Annotated in this window: 25 protein-coding genes; 7 read left to right on the forward strand and 18 right to left on the reverse strand. The window is 41.6% G+C overall.

The annotated features are described in order from the left end of the window. Positions 1–3: 3 nt before the first annotated feature. The gene (locus tag NSS87_RS20410; RefSeq protein WP_339242385.1) at positions 4–555 is read right to left on the reverse strand and encodes a GNAT family N-acetyltransferase; all 552 of its coding nucleotides are present in this window, start codon (positions 553–555) and stop codon (positions 4–6) included. Positions 556–846: 291 nt separating this feature from the next. Between NSS87_RS20410 and NSS87_RS20415 the strand changes: the two genes are divergently transcribed. Next, positions 847–1,659 (forward strand): undecaprenyl-diphosphate phosphatase, encoded by an 813-nt coding sequence (locus NSS87_RS20415; protein WP_339242387.1) that lies wholly within the window; start codon positions 847–849, stop codon positions 1,657–1,659. 69 nt (positions 1,660–1,728) lie between these two features. Here NSS87_RS20415 and NSS87_RS20420 read toward each other — a convergent pair whose 3' ends face one another. The 5 genes from NSS87_RS20420 to NSS87_RS20440 form a co-directional block, all read right to left on the reverse strand. Then, a complete protein-coding gene (locus NSS87_RS20420) occupies positions 1,729–2,322 on the reverse strand; it encodes a hydrolase (protein WP_339242389.1) in 594 nt (197 codons plus the stop codon). Then, positions 2,294–3,523: a multidrug efflux MFS transporter gene (locus NSS87_RS20425; protein ID WP_339242391.1), complete on the reverse strand. Its 1,230-nt coding sequence runs from the start codon at positions 3,521–3,523 to the stop codon at positions 2,294–2,296. Before NSS87_RS20425 ends, NSS87_RS20420 begins: the two co-directional genes overlap by 29 nt. Before the next feature lie 73 nt (positions 3,524–3,596). After that, positions 3,597–4,427, reverse strand: a complete 831-nt coding sequence (locus NSS87_RS20430; protein ID WP_339242394.1) for an AraC family transcriptional regulator — start codon at positions 4,425–4,427, stop codon at positions 3,597–3,599. Further along, the gene (locus tag NSS87_RS20435; RefSeq protein ID WP_339242396.1) at positions 4,424–5,668 is read right to left on the reverse strand and encodes a stalk domain-containing protein; all 1,245 of its coding nucleotides are present in this window, start codon (positions 5,666–5,668) and stop codon (positions 4,424–4,426) included. The genes NSS87_RS20430 and NSS87_RS20435 overlap by 4 nt, the downstream gene beginning before the upstream one ends. 170 nt (positions 5,669–5,838) lie before the next feature. Beyond that, on the reverse strand, positions 5,839–6,354 hold the full coding sequence (locus NSS87_RS20440) for a CAP domain-containing protein (protein WP_339242398.1): 516 nt from the start codon (positions 6,352–6,354) through the stop codon (positions 5,839–5,841). Between the two features lie 206 nt (positions 6,355–6,560). On the opposite strand from NSS87_RS20440, the gene NSS87_RS20445 reads away from it, so the two are divergent. Both NSS87_RS20445 and NSS87_RS20450 read left to right on the forward strand, forming a co-directional pair. Then, a complete protein-coding gene (locus NSS87_RS20445) occupies positions 6,561–6,986 on the forward strand; it encodes a MarR family transcriptional regulator (RefSeq protein WP_339242401.1) in 426 nt (141 codons plus the stop codon). A gap of 87 nt (positions 6,987–7,073) precedes the next feature. Then, positions 7,074–8,483 (forward strand): MDR family MFS transporter, encoded by a 1,410-nt coding sequence (locus tag NSS87_RS20450; RefSeq protein WP_339242403.1) that lies wholly within the window; start codon positions 7,074–7,076, stop codon positions 8,481–8,483. A 48-nt stretch (positions 8,484–8,531) separates the two neighbouring features. Here the strand turns inward: NSS87_RS20450 and NSS87_RS20455 are convergent, their stop codons facing one another. The 6 genes from NSS87_RS20455 to NSS87_RS20480 form a co-directional block, all read right to left on the reverse strand. Continuing rightward, entirely contained in the window at positions 8,532–8,831 is a 300-nt protein-coding gene (locus NSS87_RS20455) for a GNAT family N-acetyltransferase (protein WP_339242405.1), read from the reverse strand. A gap of 18 nt (positions 8,832–8,849) precedes the next feature. Further along, complete coding sequence (locus NSS87_RS20460) at positions 8,850–9,005, reverse strand: hypothetical protein (RefSeq protein WP_339242407.1); 156 nt, start codon at positions 9,003–9,005, stop codon at positions 8,850–8,852. Positions 9,006–9,046: 41 nt separating this feature from the next. Then, entirely contained in the window at positions 9,047–9,709 is a 663-nt protein-coding gene (locus NSS87_RS20465; RefSeq protein WP_339242409.1) for a DUF421 domain-containing protein, read from the reverse strand. Between the two features lie 125 nt (positions 9,710–9,834). After that, positions 9,835–11,208 carry an ATP-binding protein gene (locus NSS87_RS20470; RefSeq protein WP_339242411.1) on the reverse strand — a complete coding sequence of 458 codons (1,374 nt, stop codon included), beginning with the start codon at positions 11,206–11,208 and terminating at the stop codon, positions 9,835–9,837. Between the two features lie 512 nt (positions 11,209–11,720). Further along, positions 11,721–12,470, reverse strand: a complete 750-nt coding sequence (locus NSS87_RS20475; RefSeq protein ID WP_339242413.1) for a DUF4184 family protein — start codon at positions 12,468–12,470, stop codon at positions 11,721–11,723. Positions 12,471–12,489: 19 nt separating this feature from the next. Then, positions 12,490–13,194 carry a class I SAM-dependent methyltransferase gene (locus tag NSS87_RS20480; protein WP_339242415.1) on the reverse strand — a complete coding sequence of 235 codons (705 nt, stop codon included), beginning with the start codon at positions 13,192–13,194 and terminating at the stop codon, positions 12,490–12,492. Between the two features lie 123 nt (positions 13,195–13,317). On the opposite strand from NSS87_RS20480, the gene NSS87_RS20485 reads away from it, so the two are divergent. The 4 genes from NSS87_RS20485 (at position 13,318) to NSS87_RS20500 (ending at position 14,925) form a co-directional block, all read left to right on the forward strand. Then, positions 13,318–14,139: an AraC family transcriptional regulator gene (locus NSS87_RS20485; protein WP_339242417.1), complete on the forward strand. Its 822-nt coding sequence runs from the start codon at positions 13,318–13,320 to the stop codon at positions 14,137–14,139. A gap of 73 nt (positions 14,140–14,212) precedes the next feature. Then, positions 14,213–14,341, forward strand: a complete 129-nt coding sequence (locus tag NSS87_RS20490) for a hypothetical protein (protein WP_339242419.1) — start codon at positions 14,213–14,215, stop codon at positions 14,339–14,341. Then, positions 14,338–14,511, forward strand: coding sequence for an SRPBCC domain-containing protein (locus NSS87_RS20495; RefSeq protein WP_339242421.1), 174 nt, complete (start codon positions 14,338–14,340; stop codon positions 14,509–14,511). The genes NSS87_RS20490 and NSS87_RS20495 overlap by 4 nt, the downstream gene beginning before the upstream one ends. A 54-nt stretch (positions 14,512–14,565) precedes the next feature. Beyond that, positions 14,566–14,925, forward strand: coding sequence for a VOC family protein (locus NSS87_RS20500; protein WP_042189812.1), 360 nt, complete (start codon positions 14,566–14,568; stop codon positions 14,923–14,925). 172 nt (positions 14,926–15,097) lie between these two features. Here the strand turns inward: NSS87_RS20500 and NSS87_RS20505 are convergent, their stop codons facing one another. The 6 genes from NSS87_RS20505 to NSS87_RS20530 form a co-directional block, all read right to left on the reverse strand. Then, complete coding sequence (locus NSS87_RS20505; protein ID WP_076300494.1) at positions 15,098–15,574, reverse strand: GNAT family N-acetyltransferase; 477 nt, start codon at positions 15,572–15,574, stop codon at positions 15,098–15,100. A 138-nt stretch (positions 15,575–15,712) separates the two neighbouring features. Next, positions 15,713–16,492, reverse strand: a complete 780-nt coding sequence (locus NSS87_RS20510; RefSeq protein ID WP_339242424.1) for an SDR family oxidoreductase — start codon at positions 16,490–16,492, stop codon at positions 15,713–15,715. 235 nt (positions 16,493–16,727) lie between these two features. Continuing rightward, positions 16,728–17,789, reverse strand: coding sequence for an NAD(P)/FAD-dependent oxidoreductase (locus NSS87_RS20515; protein ID WP_339242426.1), 1,062 nt, complete (start codon positions 17,787–17,789; stop codon positions 16,728–16,730). Positions 17,790–17,828: 39 nt separating this feature from the next. Further along, a complete protein-coding gene (locus NSS87_RS20520) occupies positions 17,829–18,830 on the reverse strand; it encodes an iron ABC transporter permease (protein WP_339242428.1) in 1,002 nt (333 codons plus the stop codon). After that, positions 18,823–19,827 carry an iron ABC transporter permease gene (locus NSS87_RS20525; protein WP_339242430.1) on the reverse strand — a complete coding sequence of 335 codons (1,005 nt, stop codon included), beginning with the start codon at positions 19,825–19,827 and terminating at the stop codon, positions 18,823–18,825. Before NSS87_RS20525 ends, NSS87_RS20520 begins: the two co-directional genes overlap by 8 nt. A gap of 108 nt (positions 19,828–19,935) precedes the next feature. Beyond that, complete coding sequence (locus tag NSS87_RS20530; RefSeq protein WP_339242432.1) at positions 19,936–21,915, reverse strand: AraC family transcriptional regulator; 1,980 nt, start codon at positions 21,913–21,915, stop codon at positions 19,936–19,938. Positions 21,916–22,100: the final 185 nt, after the last annotated feature.

The raw sequence follows: 22,100 nt of genomic DNA on the forward strand, positions 1-22,100 counted from the left end.
TAACTACTCAGTAACGCTTGGAGAATACGCCATGCAATACTGCTCTAATGTACTGTTGGGTAAGGGGATAACCTTAACTGTGCGGAACTGATAATGCTCATAGATGGGAAGATTACTTAGCGTCTGTGTCTCTAACGTGCATAATGCATTCTTCTCACAGCATTCGGCAAGCAGCGGCTTCAAGATCTTCGATACATAGCCTTGTCCACGGTAACGTTCTTGCACTACAAGCATATCCAAATGCATATACTTCTGATCTCCAAACATCGATAACCATAAGGAGCTCATACTGCGCAAAGTGGCTAACCCTCGAATAAATCCTCGCACACCAATGATACGGCAAATCGGTAAACACTTGAGAATCGCCAGCCCAATTTGTTTCATATAGTTGACGTTCGAAATCAATGTCCCGCTCTGACGCTCCGAATGGAACACCAAGGCGACAGCTTCATAATTTGTTGACGTCGTTAGTAAATCCGAATAAGGATACAACATCTCAATATAACGATGAAAAAAAATGTTTAATACGCGGAGTCTGGTTGTTTCATCAGGCAAAATATGCTTATACAGTGGATCATCCTTTGCGAAGGCTTCTGCCAGAACGCTGGCGGCTTTCGGAATGTCCTGCCGATGAATTTTAATTAATGAACTACAAATAGTTCCACCTCATTTAGTTTACTTTCGCGATAGGCTCGGTTAGTGAACAAGCCATTCAAGAATATTATAACTGGTTCAGTCAAGCCCTCATTTAAGGCAATGAACTTCGATATGGCACGATGGTTCTATTGTCATTTCTTCATTGAATGAGATATGATTAAAAAGATTACAAAAATACTGGGAGGAAAAATGGAAGATATTATACTGTGGCTTAAATACTTGTTTCTAGGGTTTGTTCAAGGGGCAACTGAGCCAATCCCCGTTTCCTCGAGCGGCCATTTAATCATCGCGCAGAAATTGCTAGGCTTAAAACAGAATGGGCTATCCTTTGAAATCCTGACAAATACGGCTTCTCTAATTGCGATTTGCTTTATTTTCCGCAAAGATATCGGAAGATTGATCACTGGATTCGTTCAATTTATTCTGACCCGCAAAGAGGAATATAAGTCAGATTTTATGTTCTCTTTGTACATTATCATTGGCACCATGCCTGCGGTTATCGTAGCCTTGTTCTTTAAGGACCAAATTGAGGAGATCTTCTCGTCAGTACACACCGTGTCCATCGCCTTGCTGGTAACCGGGGTTGCTTTATGGTTAATTCGTAATCTTCGCGGTCGTAAACAAGATGGGGATTTAAAAACGAAGGATGCAGTCATAGTCGGACTAGCCCAAGCTGTAGCTCTTATTCCTGGGATAAGTCGCTCAGGCGCAACGGTCATCTCTTCCATTGCTGTGGGAATGAAGCAAGAAACTGCTTTACGCTTTTCTTTTATGCTGTATATTCCAATCAGTCTGGGCGGACTTGTTATGGGGGCATCTGATATTGCCAGTGACCCGAACCGAGCGCAACTAGCAATTCCATACTTAATTGCATTTATCACTACACTAATCGTTACGTATTTTTCTATGCGCTGGTTTATGGGGATTATGGCTAAAGGTAATTTGAAGTACTTCTCTTACTACTGCTTCTTGGCTGGGATACTACTCCTTATCTTCATGTAAGTACATGATTTCAAACAAAAACCCTCATGACAATCTCTGGGATTACAGAGAGCATGAGGGTTTTTCATCCTATTTTAAGAGGGATATTACTTCACCACTCGACCGAATCTTGCCGATTCTAGGGAAAATCGTTTTACACACATAGTCATGCTCTTCTTTCGTAGAAGCAGTCATTGAATCTTCCACAAAAACTTGGTTGTAACCAAGCTGATAAGCTTCTCTAGCTGTCGTATCCACACCTATGGATGTAGAAATACCACACAAGACAATTGTATCTATACCACGACGCCGTAGCTGTAAATCAAGATCCGTTCCGAAGAATGCCCCCCACTGACGTTTAGATATCACATGTGCGTTTTTGAAGTCAGATAATTCAGGTACCAAGGTATCCCAACCTTCTGGAATGGATCCTGCATTCATCTTCAAATCTGTTTGAGGTCTTAACATATCCTGTCCATCTAACGAGGATACTCTTACAAGTACTACAAACGCCCCCTTTTCCGTGAAGGCTTGAACTAAACTGCTGCCCTTCTGAACCACCTGCTCACCTGTATGTGGAGCCTTATTAGGCATGTTAACAATTCCATTTTGCAAGTCGATTACAACCAGCGCCGTTTTCTTTGCATCAATACATTCAGTTTCTGATCTCTTTAAGTCTTCCATTGTCTTCTCTCCCATTTAATCTTAGTTTTTTATACACTTTAAAATAAACCCAGCCTGCATTTATCAATAGCAAAACACTCGTAATAAAGAATACATCTCGGATCCCAAACCAGGCTGCCACTTGCCCACCTAGAACCGAACCCGCAAATGTGCCAAGATAACCTGCCGACATGTTAAAGCCAAATACTCTGCCTGTAAGCGCATCTGGTGTGATTTTCTTAACGAGGATATTCACAGAAGGGATTAACCCACCTGCCGCTAATCCTAGTAGAAAACGCAGACCCATTAACTGCCAAGGATTCTGAACAAACGCTTGTGGGATGAACAGAAGTCCTGCCGCTATAAGCGCAACTAGTATAACTTTTTGAGCACCTATTCGGTCAGACAACTTGCCAAGCCTTGGAGCAGCAATGATGTTAGCCAGCCCTGAAGCTGAGAAGGTCATCCCTGCAAGCAGAGCCACATGACTAGCACTCTTGGAGAGCTGAGTAACATATACCGTAATAATTGGTTCTACAGAGTATAAAGCAACAGTTAGAATAAAGAAGGTTACAAACAAGGTTAGCGTTAGGCTTTTCTCTGGAACACTGCTCCAGACCTCCTTGATACTTAGTGTCTTTTTATCTTCACGATGAAAAGATTCCTTCACGAACAAAGCCGTTGTAATGAAGGCAACCAGCATCAGTCCACCCGTAACAAAAAATGAACTTTGTAAACCCATGCTCTCTGCAATGAAACCACCAATCGTTGGGCCAAGCAAGGCTCCAGCAATACTGGCTGTTGAAAGAGTTCCTAAAGCATATCCTGCATGTTCCTTATCCGTCTGAGTCGCGATTAATGTAGTACAAGCTGTACTATAACCTGTTATTGTGCCCTGTAATAATCTTAGTGCAATTAATACATACACATTAGGCGCAAAACCCATACAGCTGATCACAATCGCCATCCCAAGACTTGCCCGCAAAAGCATTGGTTTCCGTCCGAACCTGTCTGCCGCCAGTCCCCAAATGGGTGAAAATATGGCTGAAACGATAAAGGTAATCCCAAAAGCAATGCCAGAAAACTGAGCAACGGAATCGGCGTTATCCACGCCAAGATGCTTAATGTAAAGTGGCAATACTGGCGCAATCTGGCTCATACCTACACCCGTTACAAACATACCAAACCAGCAAACGATCAAATTCCTTTTCCACATGGACATAAAAAAGCCTTCTTTCTGCTAACAATAACAACCTCATATTAACAGTCAGATTGGCTCTATACCATGCATTATTCTAAACTCCATGGACATTTTTGCTCTGAAATTCCGAAGGGCTGATGCCTGTCATTCTTTTAAAAATTCTGCTGAAATAAAATTCATCCGTAAATCCAAGGGTTTGCGCAACCGCTTTGATTTTTATGTCCCCTTCAAGAATCAGCTCTTTCGCTTTATCAATTTTCATTTTATTAAAAAACTCAATGATCGAATAACCTGTAATCTCTTTGAATGCTCTCGATAAATAAGCAGGTGAAAGCTGTACCAAATCTGACAATTCGCTCAAGCTAACTTTCTCATTGATCTTTTGATGCATATAATTAATAATTTTTTCCACCTTTAATGAAGTGGAGTAATTTTGACTTTGTTTTTGTGTATTTTGAGCAATTGCAATGATAAGCTGCTGTAACAAAGTCTTCGCTACAAATTCATACCCTGGCAGCTTAGTATTCCAGCTCTGAATCATTTGTCCGAAGATATCTTCCACTTGATAATAATCCTTCAATTCGGATACAGCTTGCAAATGGAGTGAATCCACATCACCACTAATTCCCCAGTTCTCCTCGTTCATGCTCACCTTCGCATAGTTGAAATGAACGGACAGAAAGCATAAGGGATCTTCAGAATCTATCTCTATTGAATGCTTAACATCTGGAGAAATATAGAATAACATACCAGCTTTAAACGAATGTCGTTTTCGCTCCATCATAAAGCTGCCCTTCCCTCCAGTCACTAAGAGAAGTTCATGATGCTGAAGGGTTCTAACGAGCTTGCTCCAATTTCTCTTGGGGTCGTTGAAGTATCTGTAATTACAATATAGTATGTGGAAAAATAGATTATTTATATTCATAAAAGACCTGTCCAAATGTCCACCGAACGTTGAATCGGATCGTATTCTACATCATATCCGAACGTTTCGGATATAAATCGGAGAGGAACATAGGTCGCGTAACCGTATAGATGAGGTGGGCTATTCATCTGCACAGCTTGTCCATTAATGTAGGCTGTATGATCGTCGATGGTCATCTTCAGAGAAAGTCCATTTTTTTCAGCGGTAATCGTGCGAGTTGCCTTGTTCCATTCTACCCTGGCTCCAAATAACTCAAAGAGATAACGCATGGGCACTTCTGAAATACCATTCACAATGTTTAGCGGCGGTGCTGATAGAAGTGGCATATCATCAATGTTCAACTGATACAGGAATGGGCTTGTCTTAAAGGTCCATTTTTTCACTAGCGTTTCGCCACCAGATTGAAATGAAACCTCCGCGGTATACTCCCGATCCCCCCTCAACTGACGCTGCGCTGTTAATACATACCCGTAACCAGAATTGAGTTTCTTCACACTAAGCGGGATACTAATGTGGCGGTTGCCTGCCTGTGTGCTTAGTTTAGCCTTTATGTCCGCTACATCCCGTAGACTACTAAAGACCGTAAGTGTTGTAGCTTCTCCTTGAATTAACTGCTGTGCATTCATTTTGTAAATGTTGCCTGACCACACTCGCGTCATTCCATCATAAGGAAATACGCTCGCAGTCGCTGGTGTAGTCATTACGCCTTCTGACTTCACAGCACCAACAATCACGGTAGACTTACCCACTCGTGCAATGCCAATAGAAGCAACTGCCGGGGTCAGCATCACTTCCCTGCGATCATGCATAACTGCTAGCTCGTTAATCTCTGAAGCCATATCAAATTCATCATAGGCCCGCTCTTTCATATATACGGTTTCCATAATCTCCGGTACTTCTCCGCTTAAACCCGACGTTAACACTCTCTCTTTAGGCGTTTGTTGAGTAAAGAACTCACGACCTTTCACTTCTATAGATAAATCGCCTTCAGACTTTATTGTAAAATTAGCATTAGCGTAGCGAGCATGATTAATCGCCGCCTTAACGAGGGCAGGATCAAGTTTCACTTCATCCAACCCCATTTGTTGCCGAATTTTATTAATCGAAGCTAGTGCTTTTAGTTGCTCCGCACTACTAGTTCCGTCAAACAATACTTTTGCGGCTTGTACCTTTGTGACATCAATCAATGGAGTGATTGCCATAAGCAGCAAGACGCCTATAAGTATCCATCTTTTACGCATAGTTCCCCTCCTCAAAATTCCATATCTTGTTAGACGACATTCTTCCAGAAAGGTTTCTGTAAAGCAGTTCAAAAACACAAAACAAACCACCCCGTAAATGAACTTCACCTCAATGGTTAGACACACAATCAGAGGCGTATTTCATTATAGAGTGGCTTCTCTGTGATCTCTTATGGTTTCTGAATAAACAGTTGTGTCCAATAATGTTGATATTGACTAGTCGCAGTTCCCCCTATATAACCAACCCCAATATCCGTAAAGCGAGGATCCAAAATATTAGCTCTATGACCAGTACTATTCATCCACGTTCTCATTACTGCTTCAGGTGTTGCTTGGCCCGCCGCGATATTTTCTGCATAAGCACGCCACTCCACTCCAAATCGATCTAGCATTTGAGAGGGGGTACCATAAGTTGGAGAGGTATGACTAAAATAGTTATTATCCCTCATATCTCTTGATTTCAAAACCGCAAGATCAGTTAGCCGCGTATTTAGAGTTAAGGCAGCGATTCCTCTACTCGTACGTTCTTCGTTGACTAATCTAAAAACTTGCAATTCAAATGCGTTAGCTTGTCTAATATGAATCCTTGACTTCCCTACTCTTTTCGTTCCGGAACTACGTTTCGTTTTTATTCCTTTACTCAAAGAACTTTTGACTCTTCTTATTGAAGATATTCTTTGCTTCATGATTTTCCCTCCTACACTGTATTTACAACAATATATTGTGGAAGAGGTCTTCACGCTTGTACCAAAGTCTATAATTCTACTATAAATTTTGTTAATCCTATGTACTTGATTTCTCTTTGACTTGACATGTATGTGTTACTTTATGTTAATATAAACAAATCATAAACGTTGATATATCATCTATTTTTCTAATTAGGAGAGATCATATGGATTCCAAAGACCCGCTAGGGTTAGTTATTCGCGATTTGCATTTAGAAATAGCCAATTATTTAACAAAATTGCTTGCTCCCGTTCGGCTTGCGCCTGAACAACATTTACTTATGGCTTTGTTGCTTGAGAAAGAAGGTCTATCTCAGAACGAGATTGCTAATAAACTTGGGAAGGATAAAGCCAGTGTTGCCCGCATGATCGCTAGCTTAGAGAACAAGGGGTACATTCATAAAGTAACAAGTACGCAAGACCGTCGTTCGGTAAATGTTTTTGTCACAGACGAAGGCAGGAAATTAGAGACTACAATCAATGAGGTGACGATCAAATTAAACGAAATTATAGCGACAGGATTCTCTCCTGCGGAGTACTCAGCGCTAACAAATTTGTTAACTCGTGTGCAGAATAATGTAAGAGAGGCATAAATGCATATCCTCTGCTCTATAGTTGACAAATCATCTATTCTTCAAAAATAATACGAATCCATTTCTGAAAAGAGGTTTATCCCTATCATGGAATCAACAGCAGCTGTTCAAGTTAAACGTCCCGCCCTAATGGCCTTCTCCCTTATGCTAGGAGCATTCGTCGGACTATTTAGTGAAACCGCCTTAAATATGGCTTTTACCAACTTAATGGATGAATTTTCAATCAACGCCTCAACGGTTCAATGGCTAACCACAGGATATTTACTTGTACTAGGTATCCTCGTTCCGATATCCGCCCTATTAATGCAATGGTTTACCACTAGACAATTATTCACAGCATCCTTGTTATTATCTATCATTGGTACTTTAATTGCTGCCCTCTCCCCCAATTTCACCTCCTTATTAATTGCGCGTTTAGTGCAAGCCTTGGGAACTGGTTTATTGCTGCCCCTAATGACGAACATTATTCTAATAATTTTCCCTGCACATAAACGTGGAACTGTCATGGGGATGATGGGACTTGTTATTATGTGTGCACCGGCCATCGGGCCAACTTTGTCTGGTTTGATCGTGGATCATTTGGGCTGGGAGTTTATCTTTTGGACAAGTTTACCTTTATTATTATTTACATTTGGATTCGGATTAACATTTATCAAAAATGTAGCCAAAATCTCTAAACCTAAAATAGATATTTTATCCATTCTACTTTCTACTTTCGGATTTGGTGGCATCGTATTTGGATTTAGCAACATCGCTGATCATGCTTTAAGTGAAATCATTGTCTATCTGCCTCTTATCGTTGGTGTCATCAGCTTAATCCTGTTTGTATTTAGACAGTTTAAGTTGGAAACGCCGATGCTAAATTTACGAGTGTTTAAATATCCTATGTTTACAATAGGTCTAATAATGGTCTTTTTAGGAATGATGATCATTTTATCCTCTGCTATTTTATTACCGTTATATTTAAAAGGAGGTTTATTGTTATCAGCTACAGCTGCAGGAATTCTACTCCTTCCAGGCAGTGTGATTAACGGAGCTATGGCTCCAGTTACGGGTAGAATATTTGATAAATTCGGTCCGAAATTATTGCTGCCGCTTGGATTCTCCATCGCAACCATTGCAGGTTTTCTATTTACATGCAATTCTACTGAAACCAGTAACCTGACCTTTATTTTAATACACTGCGCTATGTTTATCGGATTAGCTATGGTCATTATGCCCGCTCAAACCAATGGCTTAAATCAGTTACCCGTGAAATACTATCCGGATGGGGCAGCTGTTATGAACACACTTCAACAAATCGCAGGTGCTCTTGGTACAACGTTCGCTGTTACACTAATGTCTAGCGGACAAACACGATTCGCTAATACACATCCAACTGCTGCACAGCCTGAAATTTTAACCGCAGGAATTACACATGCATACTTATTTATCGCAGCAATTGCAGTTATCGGATTACTTTTATCGTTATTTGTGAAGCGTATTAGAGTTTATTAATTTTAATCAAAAAAAGACAGTGGACACGAGCTGTCCGCTGTCTAAATTTTAATCCATATATTTTTCATAAAATACTAAAGTTAATTTATTGTTTATTCGCTTTGTTTCTTCTGTTCTTTTATATCCTACCTTTTCATATAAATAGCAGTTCCTCTGCTCTTGCTCAATACTATCCAGCTCCCATTTTTTCGCGTCATTATATCTCTGTTCAATGATTGCAAAAACCTGCTGGGCGATCCCCATCCCCTGGTATTCTGGCATAATAAATATGGGGCTGACACGGTAAGTGTTGTTTTCCTTTTTAACGATTCGGACACCGCCCACAACAATATCAGAATTCTTAATCATAAAATAATCTGTAAAAGACTAATTAGTTCGATCTATCATTTTTTCTACGGATTCATTGGCTGGGCTGGTTTCATAATCCTTATATTTCTCCAGTAATGGCATAAAGGCTTTGACTTGCATTTGATGAATAAATTCCGCATCACTTACGTCTGCTTTACATAAAGAAATCCCCATAAAGATGTACCTCCATTAAAATATATTACTATTAACAAGGTTTATGGTTTGTTTTTAGGTATGATATAGAGTGATCCGTCTTCCTTGTATTCAGCATAAGCAATGTCCTCAACGCATTGATAGCCATGCTCCCTGATCCATTCCTGGATCTGTATCTTATTCATCGGTCTGCCACGCATCGAATCTTCCAGCAGCCTACCTTTATCAATAACTGTAATGGAAAAAGAGGAAGACTGCTCCGATTGATCCTCTTCAGATCTTCGCATAATCGACAGTGAGCCATTCGTTTCGAGCAGAGCATACTTCACTTCACTTAGAGAAAAAATATTTTGCTGCCGCAGCATAAACAGCAGTTGGGTAAACTCAATATCGTATTTCTCCATCAAATCCTGATTCACTTTGCCATCGTCAATAAGCAACACCGTCCGGCCTTCCGCCATGTTCCCGAACTTCACAAAATGGGTCGTTGCCTTTTCAAACAAATAAGACAAAGCGGTCCAGATGAAAAGCGCAAACAGCAGATGCCAGATCTTCACCTCATTATCATATATCGTATTCCCTACAATCTCACTTAAAATCAATGATGACAGGAAATCGAGAGGCGTCAATTGACTAAGCGTCTTGCGGCCAGTAATAAAGGTAATGATCCACAAACCAAAGAAACTAATGATCAGTTTGACACCTATAGTTACAAATATCTCCATTACTGCACCTCCAGCTGTCACTTCGCACAGGGTCATTGCCCTTATGACACGAAATCCATTCATGAAAGGTATTACACACTCCTAGTGGGGGATAAACAGCAAACGAGACGCTCTGCAACTTGCCCTTATGTTGGAATGGTGATAAGGAACGTTGTGCCTTTGCCTTTTTCACTATCAACTTCAACAATGCCCTTCACTTTATCAATGGTACTGTAGACCATAAGCATCCCCAGTCCCGTACCTTCAGCTTTGGTCGAATAATACGGTTTACCGAGACGCGATATTTCTTCCTTTGTCATTCCAATGCCAGTATCGCGAATACTGATAATAATATTTTGTTTTTTTTCCGAAATATCGATGAACAGCGTACCACCGTCCTTTTCCTTCATGGCTTCGATTCCGTTTTTATATAGATTAATAAGACATTGCTGTATTTGGTTCCGATCATAATTTTTGAACAGCGAATTTTTAAAATTAAATTTGACCTCTACTTTGTGCATAGTGGCATAAGGCATGATGATATTCTTAGTATATTCTGCCTCCTCCTGCATGTTGGAATAAACCATATTATCGGATTGCGGCTTAGCAAATGAAAGATAGTCACTCACGATTTTTTCAGCCCTCTGTAATTCTAATAGAGATAACTCTACGTACTGTTTCTCCTCCTTTGTGATCGTCTTCGATTTATTCAACAGCTGCAAAAAACCGCTGGTCACTGTAAGCGGGTTTCTGATTTCATGTGATACACTTGCCGCTAGCTCGCTCACGACATTTAATCTTTCAGATTGCATAATTCGGTCGCGATTCTTAATATTAGTAATAATCTTTTCTATTAAGATCATATTGATACACATCACCCCGACATGCGTCGTAAAGGCATTTAAGGTGAGAAACCAATATTCCCTATTTAAACTCCCCTGTGTAAAACCTAATATAATTAGGTAAAATCCCATCGTCAGAAAAGAAATTATTGTTGCCGCGATGATGCGACTTTTCGAATCTAGTTTTAAGAACCTTTTACTATATAGAGGAACCAGGATTAGGATTGAAGTGGCGAAAAGAAAGGATTGTAACGTACCCTCTCCCCCCACATAAAATCGATAGATATTTAAAAGGATATATAGCGGTAGAACATTCTTGTATCCACCAAAAAGAGCCACAATGATAAACGGGATATATCTCAAATCAAAAATAAAGCCCATATCGAGTTTAAAAGGTTTCGCTATGCAGAGACACATGGTCACTGCCGACAGTAGAACTAGAATCTTACTATTATAAGCAAAAGCACGATTCTCAAAGAAAAGTAGAAAAATTAAGATTGGAAACAATAAAAACAAGAAATTTAAAAGCAAAGTCTCAAACAAGGGATAACTTCCTTTCAGCCAGTGTTGCTTAAAATACAGCGTACTGGAAAAATACGCTAAAATAATATTATAAGTAAAGTTCCCCTTATTAACTATGTATTTCTCAACCATTTTTAAAATAATAAAAAAAAGCACCTGACGGCGTCCTTGGAGGTAAAGTTACAAGCTGAGTACATCCGTAATTCCATACTCGTATCCGTGTGAGGTTCCGCTTACCAACCGTATAGCCTTTATTTCGATGAAATAAGCACATATATTAGGGACGGGCCATATTGCACTTATTCCCTAATAACAAGCCCATTCCGGGTGAATCAGGGCGAATAACGGCGCTGGCTCGTTTACGTTACCGGCGGCACATTGTATTCGGTTTTTCGCATACATTTGTCCGTAAGCTCGACTAAAACATGCATTTCGGAGGATATAAGATCCACTCTGTCCGTTCTACATCCCATAGAGGCGTGTGCTTAATAAAAAACAGGGCTCCCCATCCCCAACAGTTGAATATAGGACCATCCATTGAATTTGTTTCACATTTCTCCGCAGTCTCAAAATTTTACAAATTCTATTATTTCAAAAAACATTCAATAGATGCTTTAATGATGCGATGATATTCTTACTCGTAATTTATTTAACGAATCGAATTATGATTATTTTGTCTTTTGTAAACCTCTTATTACGATCGATACAAGCAATATTCCTAAACATCCCCCTGTAATAGGCGAAACCACAAGAATACCAATTATATTCCTGCTCGAACTAAAAAGTAACTTCATACTAGTTACTGCTATCGCTACAACAACTACTGATGTCCAGAAAATATTTTTTTGTATTGTTGTAACTGTTGGTATCATTGTTACCGTTTCTCGATGTCGATACAACGACCTAACTATGATCCAAGTTACCATGAGTAATCCGAATATAGAAAACGAATGCTGCAATATTTTATAAAGAGTGAAATTATAAATCACTATATCCCTTAATGGGGGAAATTGTTCTACAAAGTAACCATTGAAATGTGTAAAACCATCGATGAACACGTGAGTAAAGAAACCAATAATCACAGATATGATGAACACTACCCAGCCCTTAGAGGTCAATCTCCACTTGCTCAAGGTATTGTACGCTCGTTGATCTATATTATAGTTCGAAGGAAGATGCAATATTAATATCTCCTTAACTATAAAATGGAAAATTAGTGCAATAATCACACATAGGGGAATTTCCTGTAAAAATAATCCTGTTATAGAATGCCCTATACTGTGATGGGGCTCAAGCATAATAAAATATTCAAAATCAGGTGACATACTTCCTAGAATCAAGCCGGTAGCACTAAAGTATTTTGGGTTCACATATTTAAAAGGAAGTGCAAAAATAGGATGAGCAAAAGTGAAAGGCATAACAATCTCCTAGTGTTTATTATATTTTTTTAGCAACAAAGGTTATACAATCTGTTGTCAGTTTTACGGGGTGGCCTTTTCTATCAATTTCATATTCTATTTGTTTTACAAATCGTTGTTTAACTTCCCATCCAGTGTACTGCTGAACTAATAAATCAATCATTCTTTCTGTAGGTATATTCACTTCAAACATCGGGTCTAGTTCTTGTCCATTTTCAAGGTTTACCTCTTGTATGTTCGATCCGATAATAATGCAATTAATTCCATTTCTTTTAGTTCCAATAATCATTTCGTTAAGTTTACTTTCCAGAGCTTTTTCCGAACTTATATGTTCCAAGGCAGATACAGCTAAGATAATGTCATATTCCTCTTGATCGATAATGAAATATTCAATGTCAGATAGTCTTGTTACAATAAATGGTTCGACTCCAAATTTTCGACTATAACCTTCCAATTTTTCTATGGTCGACTCCAATAAATCAACACAAACTACCTTCCCATTTCTATTTTTCATGGATTCCGCTATGGGGATACTATTCCTACCAATCCCAGCTCCTAAATCTAATACACTTAAGTATTCTTGATCTCTGTATTCTTCTAATAGATCGATTACCGTCTTTACGGGTCTATGTAGCCAGGAACCTGGCTCGAACAAATTATAACTATCGTAACACAAGTCATGATATCTCTTCTCTTCAGTTCTTATATTCGCTACTCTGTCCATTTCACACCTCGAGCTTTCCTTATTACATATTTTCAACTAAGCATTGTACTGCGTTCAAATAAAACCTAAAATACTACATATATAGGTTTTTTTAATATTACACACTATGAACCCCCTATGATAATGAAGGAGATGGTTAACGTAGAGCCTACTCATCTACCACATCATAGCTATATCCACGCGACGGAGCTAGCTATTCAATACATGAAGGAGCATCTTGATGAAGAAGTAACTTCAGAGCAACTCGCTCATCTAGTCGGTTATAGCGCCTATCACTTCACTAGAATATTTAAGAAGGCAACAGGAATTTCACCACGCCAATACTTGTCCGCCTTGCGGATAGAATCTGGTAAACAAGCGCTGCTGAAACAACCTTCGTTGCTAACGAAGATTATGCTCTCGATAGGCTTCCGAAGTGCCGGCTCCTTCCATCATCGGTTCAAGCAATTCGTCGGCCTATCACCTAAGAAGTTTGCAGCCACTTCGTCTGAGTTATTCTCCCATATGAATCAATATGAACACACACCCTTAACATCTGATACATTGCCATCCTCACCACAAATGTGCATTCACTGTCAACTAGAGACACCATCGGATTTTCGCGGTCTATTATTTGTAGGTTTATTTCCACGCCCCATTCCCGATCAGAAACCCATCGTCGGTACTGCGCTCAATATGCGCAATCGCGAATGCATATTTACTGATATCTCACCTGGTACGTATTACATACTTGCAGCAGGTATTCCATGGAGTCGTAATCCTGTTGACTATTTTAAGTTAGATACATGTTTGCGAGGGAAATTTGATGAACCTGTTGAAGTGAATATTACAACGAAGTTGCACGTACACATCCTCTTAAGAGATCCTCTCCCGCATGATCCACCAATCGTCGTTAATTTGCCGCTGTTATTGTTTGAGAAATTTAACCGAAAGCGAGCAAACTAGAAGACTTTACAAGCTGATTAATCACATATACTTAATCAAATTGACAGTAATCTTCCTGATAAGAGATGACCAGATGAGTCTAGTATCACAAATCGTCGTTAACAGTAATTTAGAATTGGTATGGAAGGCATGGACTGAAGCGGATTGTCTATCGGAATGGTTTGCACCAGAAGTATTAGTCGAATTGAAGGAAGGGAGGTGAAATTGAAAGCTCTTTCCGATAGTACACTTGTTACGATATGTCATTCGGGATGGACAGAATCTGAACCGTCACAAACCGCTAGAAGCTGGCATGAGCAGGCTTGGGCACAGATGCTTTCAAGTCTTAAGAGCAAGTTAGAGGCAGGTCAAGGAATATTGTGCTGTCAATAAATGATCCTATCCCTTGTTTGTGCACGTATTCTAACCTATTGGAGGAATAATTGTATGCCTAATATCAGTGTTATTTCTATTAACATAGCAGATATGACTGTTGCCATTGATTTCTATTGTAATAAATTAGGATTCGAAATCTCCACCCAATATGATGATTGCCTTATTAGCTTGAAGCACGAACCTATCCCGATTGTACTCTGTCAAGTGGAGCTCAATACTCAAGTTCAGTATCCAAGAGAATCACAAGTTGTAATTGGACTCCAAGTCGAGGACCTAGTCGCTTCTATTCAGCAATATAAGCTGCTTGGTATCAAAGTGCTATACGATGAACCTCGCGAGTGTCCTCCAGGCATCTATAGCGCCATTGTAGATCCGTTTGGCAATGTAATTGAACTGTTGGAATATAGATAATTAGTATAAACCGTTACTAGCATTTTCGAGTAGCAGTTTCTCTCATTGCTATGAGACATCGATCAATACATGGGAGCCAGTTCCATCTCCGATACGTGAATTGTGATTTGATACTGCTTCAAAGTAACGATGATTTCACAAAACGGTTCGAAATCTCCAAGTAAAAAGCAAATCAAAGTCGCAATATGGTTGTTAGCTCTTCTTCAATAATTTCGCCGCTGTCACGGAAACCGAAGCTTTCATAGAGCCTTTTAGCGGGCAAGTTATCAGCCTTATAAGAAATCCAACAATATTGTGCGGGGCCAGCCGGTAAAGTGCGGATAAATTCTAAAATTCTTGTCATGGCTTCTCGGCCGTACCCCTGATTCTGGTATCGTTTATCAATCATTAGTCGCAGGATACAATAGCTATCATTTACAAAGGATGGCACTTCATATCCAGTGATTCCATAAGTCATCATCACAAAACCAACCGGCTCTTCATCCGCGTAAATCGCAAACGGAAATGGATGACCACCATTGGTTACAAGGACATAACACGAAGCCATGCTTGATAAATTGGAAGCTACGAAGCGACGTTGATCGTCTGAAACCTCCAAATTGAAAATAGCACGTCGGTTTTCTAGTGTGATCTTTCTGAGAGTAATCATGATGGGCTTCTCCCTTCATATCTAAATTATTGAGTTTGGATATTATATCATCAATTTCCATGTTTTGTAGCGATAGTCTGCCCACTAACTAAAAAAGGCTACCGTTCAATCGGTAGCCAGGATGAAATACTCATGTCTTTATTTTCCTAGAAATCCACCTTCAGACTTTATTACTTGCCCTGTAATCCACTGCGAATCATCACTCGCTAAGAAACTAATGCCTCTAGCTGCATCTTTAGGCAACCCGATTCTTCCCATTGGAAACATAGGCAAAAAATGAGTTTTCATCTCATTCGTTATCCACCCGGAATCCGTAGGACCCGGATCAAAACCATTAACTGTGATATGTAGCGGAGCTAAACCAACAGAAAGAGGTTCAATTAATCCAATTAATGCACCCTTTGTCAATATATAAGCCAGGTTATCAGGGTCAGGCCCTTTAGAAACCATAAAAATAATTCTACCTGGAGTCCCCTTTGATTGATTCTTTTCGAATCTTCTGGCAAATTCAGTACTGAGTAAAACCGTGCCACGATTGTTCACTACATAGTGTTGATCTAACGAAGTGATGCTCAGGTTCTGATAATTCGTGGGCACGCAATAAGCTGCATTGTTAATCAAAATGGAAGCATTTCCTAAAGTTTGTTCTACCTGATCCATAATCTTTATTGAGATTTCAGGATTGGAAAAATCTGCTTCCATGTGACTCGCCCTGACTCCCAAGCTTTTCAGTTCTGCACAAAGTTGCTCCGGCCATTCCTTTTCTCCACCATTCCCTTCTGTTTCATCAAAAGGATGCCAATGCGTAAAGAAAATATCTGCCCCCTGGCTTGCAAGTGAACGGCATATGGCTGTTCCGATTCCTGTGGATCTGCTTGCTCCAGTAACGATTGCAATTTTATTTTTCAATGAGTTCATCTATACCATCTCCGATCATAAATTAGAAGGATAGATAGGTAGAGATCCATAGACATAAGCAGATTCAGCATCACTAAACTATAAGGGAGATAGTGTACCGTCTTATTAATTATGTGCATTAGTGTAGGAACAGTTACTGTTCTATCCTTTAACAATAGTAGCTGAAATTCTGCTTCAAATATAGATAAACTTTCCAAAACTATTAGTGAATTTACATCGCTTGTAAGTCATCCCTTCAGCGTCGTTCCTCTACAAGTTCTAACGCCCTGTTCTTCTCATCAAACTTACTGTTATGTGAGGAGACCTGCGCTCTTGTTGACGCATCCGGCTCGATATACAACTTGGCGCTGTTCACGGCTAACGCTGCATCCGTAAAAGCTCCGGCAATAAGATAAAGCTTGCTGCCGTAATTTGCCGTATCTCCAGCCACGAACACTCCTGGAAGATTGGTTGCCAGCTTCTCGTCCGCATTAAAATTCCAATCCTCTCTCACTAACCCCCAATCTACAATAGGACCTAAATCCCCGCGTAGCCCATGATTAATTAGGACGGCATCCACCGCAAGACGCTCCTGTTCTGTTTCATCCGTCCATTCCCCCTCCGCATTTAATGGAGCGATTGAAACAGCATCAAGGCGATTGCCATTCCCATATAAATCCTTAATGGCATATGGCGTAAGAACTTGAACGTTCGATGCCTTCATCCGCCTCACATTCCGTTCCATACCACTGAATCGTTCCCGCCTGTGCACGAGCGTAACCGATGAAGCGATTCCTACTAGTTCATTAGCCCAATCGACAGCTGAATCACCGCCTCCAGAGATTAGCACTCTTTTACCGCGAAAGCTTGCCACATCCGTAACGTTATAATGGAGATTATTTTTTTCGTAATTTTCCGCTCCAGGCAGATTAAGCTTAGCAAGTTTTAGCGCACCATGGCCTATGGCCAAAATCAGCGTCCGGCTCCAATGCTGCTCTCCGGTTGCAGATGTTATACGCATCGTGCCATCAACCAATCTCTCCAACCCGGTAATTTGTTGACCCAGTACAATGGTCGGATCAAAAGTTTGAGCTTGCTGGATCATGAGCTTTGTCAGCTGCGCTGCTCGAACGGGGGCCATGCCGCCGACATCCCAGACGATCTTCTCCGGATACATTAATGTCCTTCCTCCGAGCTCCTCTCTCGCCTCAATCAGTTTCGTCTTCATGTCGCGCATTCCGCTGTAAAAGGCAGCATACAACCCCGCCGGTCCTCCACCGATTATAGTTACGTCAAAAAGCTCCAATTTCTGACCCATTCTTTGCCTCCCTCTGTTCTCATCCTTTTGAAAGAAGATCTAAATCTTCTTGCGCTTAAACAGCAGATACATGAAAAAAGGAGCTCCAATGCCTGCTGTGAACACGCCTGCCGGAACATCTAGCGGTTGAAAAAGCATTCTTCCTGCCAAATCCGCCAACAGTAGAATGATTGCACCTATTAATGCGGATACCGGGATGATCAGCTTGTAAGAATTTCCAACCAGCATTCTGGCGATATGCGGTGCCATCAATCCGATGAACGATATCGTCCCGGCTACGCCAACTGCAGCACCGGCAAGTGCAACGCTATAAAATAAGAGAATCATTCGGCTTAACTGAAGCTTGCTTCCAAGCCCGCGAGCGACATCCTCACCTAAGGATTGCACATTTAATTCCTTCGCGAGCAGTAGCGATAAAGGAATGAATACCGCTACCCACGGCCACAGCACTTCAATATAACTCCAATTGGTGCCGTAGATGCTTCCCGTCATCCAATTCAGCACTTGTGCGGCCAAATAAGCCGGCCCGCTAATTAGCAGAAACGTTGTGAGCGCGCCCATTGCCGTAGAAATGCCAATGCCGATCAGCACCAGCCGAAACGGTGACACGCCTTTTTTCCAAGCAAATACATAATTAATTGTTGTCGCAACCAACGCGCCGCCGATGGCAATGAACGGTACCCAGTGGATACTGTAGCCGGTCACGAAAGTCATGAAGGCAACCACAGCTACCGATGCCCCTCCGGTTACACCCAGCAGATCGGGCGAAGCGAGAGGATTGCGAATGACGCCCTGTAATAGCGCACCCGCTACAGCCAATGCTGCGCCAATGAGTATAGCGGCTGCTATTCGAGGCAAACGGAACTGCATAATGATCAGGTTGCTGGCTTCTGCGTTTCGCCCCGTAAGAGAAGCAAGTACCTCTTTTAATGGTACGCTAACTCCCCCAACGGATAAACTAAGGAGTGACAAGGCAGCAACGAGACAAGTTAAACCTAAAAACAACAAGAATGAATGCTTCGCTATACGCGCTTTAAGCATGCTGTTTCCTCCTAGCCACATGGATCAGAAAGGGAACGCCGATAATCGCCGTTGCGACACCAACCGGAACTTCTCTGGATTCCAGAATAAAGCGCGATGCTAAATCCGCAGTCACCAAAAGAATCGCCCCAACTAATGCGGTATAAGGAAGCAGCCATCTAAAATCATGCCCAACGATGTATCTGCATAAGTGAGGGACAATAAGTCCTATGAAAGCAATCGGACCAGCTGCTGCTACCGAGCTTCCCGCCAATAGTACAATTGCCGTAGCAGACAGCACGCGGACCAGCGTTAGACGCTGTCCCAAGCTCTTCGCGCTATCGTCTCCAATCGCCATAATATTTAACGAGCCCGAGAGTAATAGTGAGATCGTCATTCCTATTGCCATATAAGGCAGAACCATCAATAAATGCTCCAGATTTCTTCCTTCTACAGAGCCGATCATCCAGAATAAGGCAGATTCCAACGATTGCTTATTAATTAGAATAATGCCGGATGTAATTGAGGAAGCGAAAGCTGCCATACAAGCGCCGGCCAAGGTCAGCTTTACCGGCTCGAAACCGCCTCCTTGCAAGCCAAGCGTATAGACGACCACCGATGTTGCAACCGCACCTGCGAAAGCAAGCCAGACCATGCCGCTCATCGTTAACGAGGAACCGAATACGAGTAGCCCGATGACTATAAATAGCACAGCGCCCGCATTTACACCGAAGACGGAGGGCGAAGCCAGCGGATTTCTTGTCAGAACCTGCATTATCGCCCCGGCTACTGCTAAACTTGCCCCCACCAGTGCCGCAATCAGGGTTCGGGGAACACGAACCTTCGTCAGAATAAGATGTTCGTTGGAACCGTTGAATTGACTGTAAGCCAGCCATAGATCTTTCAAGCTGAATTGATGAAGACCATACAATACACTGCATAACATACTAATTAGAAGCAAAATTGCACCGACAACTAGGCCGGCGAGCTTTCGCTTGCTTAGGAAAGAACCATTCACGTCTGCACCGAGCCTCCTATTCATTGGCAGTCTTAACAACTAAACTGCCGGAATCGTCAACAAGCTGACGCGAATACAGCGCCAGCTTGTTGATTCGATACGCCTTTATTATTTCACATCAAAGTATTTAACGAGTTCGTCCAGCAACAGATTGGCTGCTTCATATCCGCCTGCCGAGTTCCAGATCGCTTCATCGACTTGAATCACCTTGTTGTTCTTTGAAACGCTCAAATTTTGGAACAACGGATCTTTCTTCCATTCCTCCACGACCTTCGATGCATCGTCCTTGCCCGGAGTCTCCGACACGAAATAGAAGAGCACATCGCCGTCCATGCTAGGAATCGTCTCTTTGGTCATCACTTCGATAAAGGAGTCTTTATCCTGCGACTCAGGCCGGGCAATTCCTAATTGGCTCAAGAGCACGCCGGAGAACGTTTGCTTTTGATAAATACGCACTTGTTTCGCGGAGAAGCGCACCACCGACACTTTCGTGTCTGCTTTGCTACCGAGCTTCGCCTTGACTTCCGCAACTCGTTTATCGAAGTCTGCCATCGCCTGCGCTCCTTCTTCCTGCTTGTTTAAAGCTTCGGAGTAGAGCTTGAAATTAATCTTCCAATCTCCTGCCAGGTCATCGGAGAATATCGTCGGAGCTATCTGCTTTAATTGGTCGTAGATTTTCTCTTGTCTGACCTTATTACCGATAATCAGATCCGGCTTGAGGCTCGCGATCAATTCAATATTCGGCTGAAGCTCGTCTCCCACAACCGTAACGCCTTCCATGTCTTTCTTGATATGGTCGTACCAAGGGTCACCAATCCAAGACTGAACGGCTCCGACCGGTTTGATGCCCAGTGCCAAAAGTGCCTCTGTTCCTTCATTGGTCAATATGACAACACGTTCAGGGGCGCCGGTAAGCGTTTCTTCCCCCATCGCATGCTTAATCACTCTTGTGTCATTGCTTACATCCGTCGACGGACTCGCAGCTGGACTTGCGGAAGTTGCAACATTATTAGTAGAAGTGCTGTTGCTTGTCGGTGTGACATTCGTTCCCCCTGTCGAGCATGCACTCAAAAAGAGAACGAAACAAAATAATAAGGTTGCTGCCATTGTTGTTCTTGACTTACGATACATCGGTATTTCCCCTTCTCTTTTATATTGATAATGATTCTCAAACTCATTACCAATATAACGTTGCTGCCTTCTAGCAACAATGGGAGATCTGAACACGAAGGATGGATTATTTCGACGCTGCTCCTGTTGCAACGCTGCTTCTTTAAAGCTGGTGGGAGAAACACCCTCGTATTTCTTGAAGATACGGCTGAAATAATAGCTGTCGGTATAGCCTACACTCTCGGCAATTTCCTTCAGCGTGAAATCTGTGGATAGAAGCAACTGCTTCGCTTTGCTCATCCGCAATTGAATCAAATAATCGATCGGGCTTGTTCTCACTTGCTTCTTAAAGGCGTGCAGTAGCTGTCTGGAGCTGCAACTAAGGTGTTCAAGCAGCGTCTCTAGGGTTATCGGCTCCCGATAGCGTTCATGAATATAACGAACCGCTTGGGCCACCAAGTCAGGCTTAACGGCTATGATATTCTGGCGTTCCATCTGCTCTAGAATTTCATAAACCATTTGATAAAATATCGCTTTAACTTGAAGCTTATTGAGTAGATCTGAACGATGCCACTCCTTGCTCATGGAGGTGACATGATGGAAAACGGAAATCGGATAATGGGGCTTAAATACATATTGCATTTGAAACGGATTGTGCTTCTCCATCAGCTTGATCGTTTCTTGACGGGATGGTAGTGCTAGTACTGCTTTATACAAAATAATATAGTATTCCAGCAGCTCATCTGCCGTAATATCAAGGTAGAGACCCTTGCCCCCATGGAGCAAGGAAAACCGGCTGACGCGGTGTGCTATGCCGTCCAGTTGGAGATGTGCGCTACCTCTAGTCACATATAAGAAGACGCTTGAGGGCATTCTGTACGCATGCAGCTCCTCGCCTTGTTCCATTTTTGTATGTCGTATATCTATGATCTTGATGAATGCCTGATTCCATAGCAAAGCTTGATCATTCAATGTCACTGTCTTGCGCTCCCCCTTCTCTATCACTCCATGTTGAGAGATTTATACCCCCATCATATATGATAATGATTATCATTTACAATGATATTCGCAGAACTATTTTCCAGCAGTGTTACTGACAATGGAACGTAAAAAGACGAGCAACCGTTGATGGTTTGCTCGTCTTTTCTATCAAATTTAATAAA

Source organism: Paenibacillus sp. FSL F4-0243 (genome assembly GCF_037963295.1).
Lineage (GTDB): Bacteria > Bacillota > Bacilli > Paenibacillales > Paenibacillaceae > Paenibacillus_AQ.

Excerpts from the sequence above, each read along its gene's own strand:
- NSS87_RS20505 (WP_076300494.1), bottom strand. The coding sequence starts at position 15,574 with ATGATTACTCTCAGAAAGATCACACTAGAAAACCGACGTGCTATTTTC.
- NSS87_RS20475 (WP_339242413.1), bottom strand. The coding sequence starts at position 12,470 with ATGCCTTTCACTTTTGCTCATCCTATTTTTGCACTTCCTTTTAAATAT.
- NSS87_RS20510 (WP_339242424.1), bottom strand. The coding sequence starts at position 16,492 with ATGAACTCATTGAAAAATAAAATTGCAATCGTTACTGGAGCAAGCAGA.
- NSS87_RS20455 (WP_339242405.1), bottom strand. The coding sequence starts at position 8,831 with ATGATTAAGAATTCTGATATTGTTGTGGGCGGTGTCCGAATCGTTAAA.
- NSS87_RS20435 (WP_339242396.1), bottom strand. The coding sequence starts at position 5,668 with ATGCGTAAAAGATGGATACTTATAGGCGTCTTGCTGCTTATGGCAATC.
- NSS87_RS20430 (WP_339242394.1), bottom strand. The coding sequence starts at position 4,427 with ATGAATATAAATAATCTATTTTTCCACATACTATATTGTAATTACAGA.
- NSS87_RS20485 (WP_339242417.1), top strand. The coding sequence starts at position 13,318 with ATGAAGGAGATGGTTAACGTAGAGCCTACTCATCTACCACATCATAGC.
- NSS87_RS20425 (WP_339242391.1), bottom strand. The coding sequence starts at position 3,523 with ATGTCCATGTGGAAAAGGAATTTGATCGTTTGCTGGTTTGGTATGTTT.
- NSS87_RS20480 (WP_339242415.1), bottom strand. The coding sequence starts at position 13,194 with ATGGACAGAGTAGCGAATATAAGAACTGAAGAGAAGAGATATCATGAC.
- NSS87_RS20450 (WP_339242403.1), top strand. The coding sequence starts at position 7,074 with ATGGAATCAACAGCAGCTGTTCAAGTTAAACGTCCCGCCCTAATGGCC.
- NSS87_RS20465 (WP_339242409.1), bottom strand. The coding sequence starts at position 9,709 with ATGGAGATATTTGTAACTATAGGTGTCAAACTGATCATTAGTTTCTTT.
- NSS87_RS20415 (WP_339242387.1), top strand. The coding sequence starts at position 847 with ATGGAAGATATTATACTGTGGCTTAAATACTTGTTTCTAGGGTTTGTT.
- NSS87_RS20445 (WP_339242401.1), top strand. The coding sequence starts at position 6,561 with ATGGATTCCAAAGACCCGCTAGGGTTAGTTATTCGCGATTTGCATTTA.
- NSS87_RS20490 (WP_339242419.1), top strand. The coding sequence starts at position 14,213 with ATGAGTCTAGTATCACAAATCGTCGTTAACAGTAATTTAGAATTGGTA.
- NSS87_RS20440 (WP_339242398.1), bottom strand. The coding sequence starts at position 6,354 with ATGAAGCAAAGAATATCTTCAATAAGAAGAGTCAAAAGTTCTTTGAGT.
- NSS87_RS20515 (WP_339242426.1), bottom strand. The coding sequence starts at position 17,789 with ATGGGTCAGAAATTGGAGCTTTTTGACGTAACTATAATCGGTGGAGGA.
- NSS87_RS20500 (WP_042189812.1), top strand. The coding sequence starts at position 14,566 with ATGCCTAATATCAGTGTTATTTCTATTAACATAGCAGATATGACTGTT.
- NSS87_RS20460 (WP_339242407.1), bottom strand. The coding sequence starts at position 9,005 with ATGGGGATTTCTTTATGTAAAGCAGACGTAAGTGATGCGGAATTTATT.
- NSS87_RS20420 (WP_339242389.1), bottom strand. The coding sequence starts at position 2,322 with ATGGAAGACTTAAAGAGATCAGAAACTGAATGTATTGATGCAAAGAAA.
- NSS87_RS20520 (WP_339242428.1), bottom strand. The coding sequence starts at position 18,830 with ATGCTTAAAGCGCGTATAGCGAAGCATTCATTCTTGTTGTTTTTAGGT.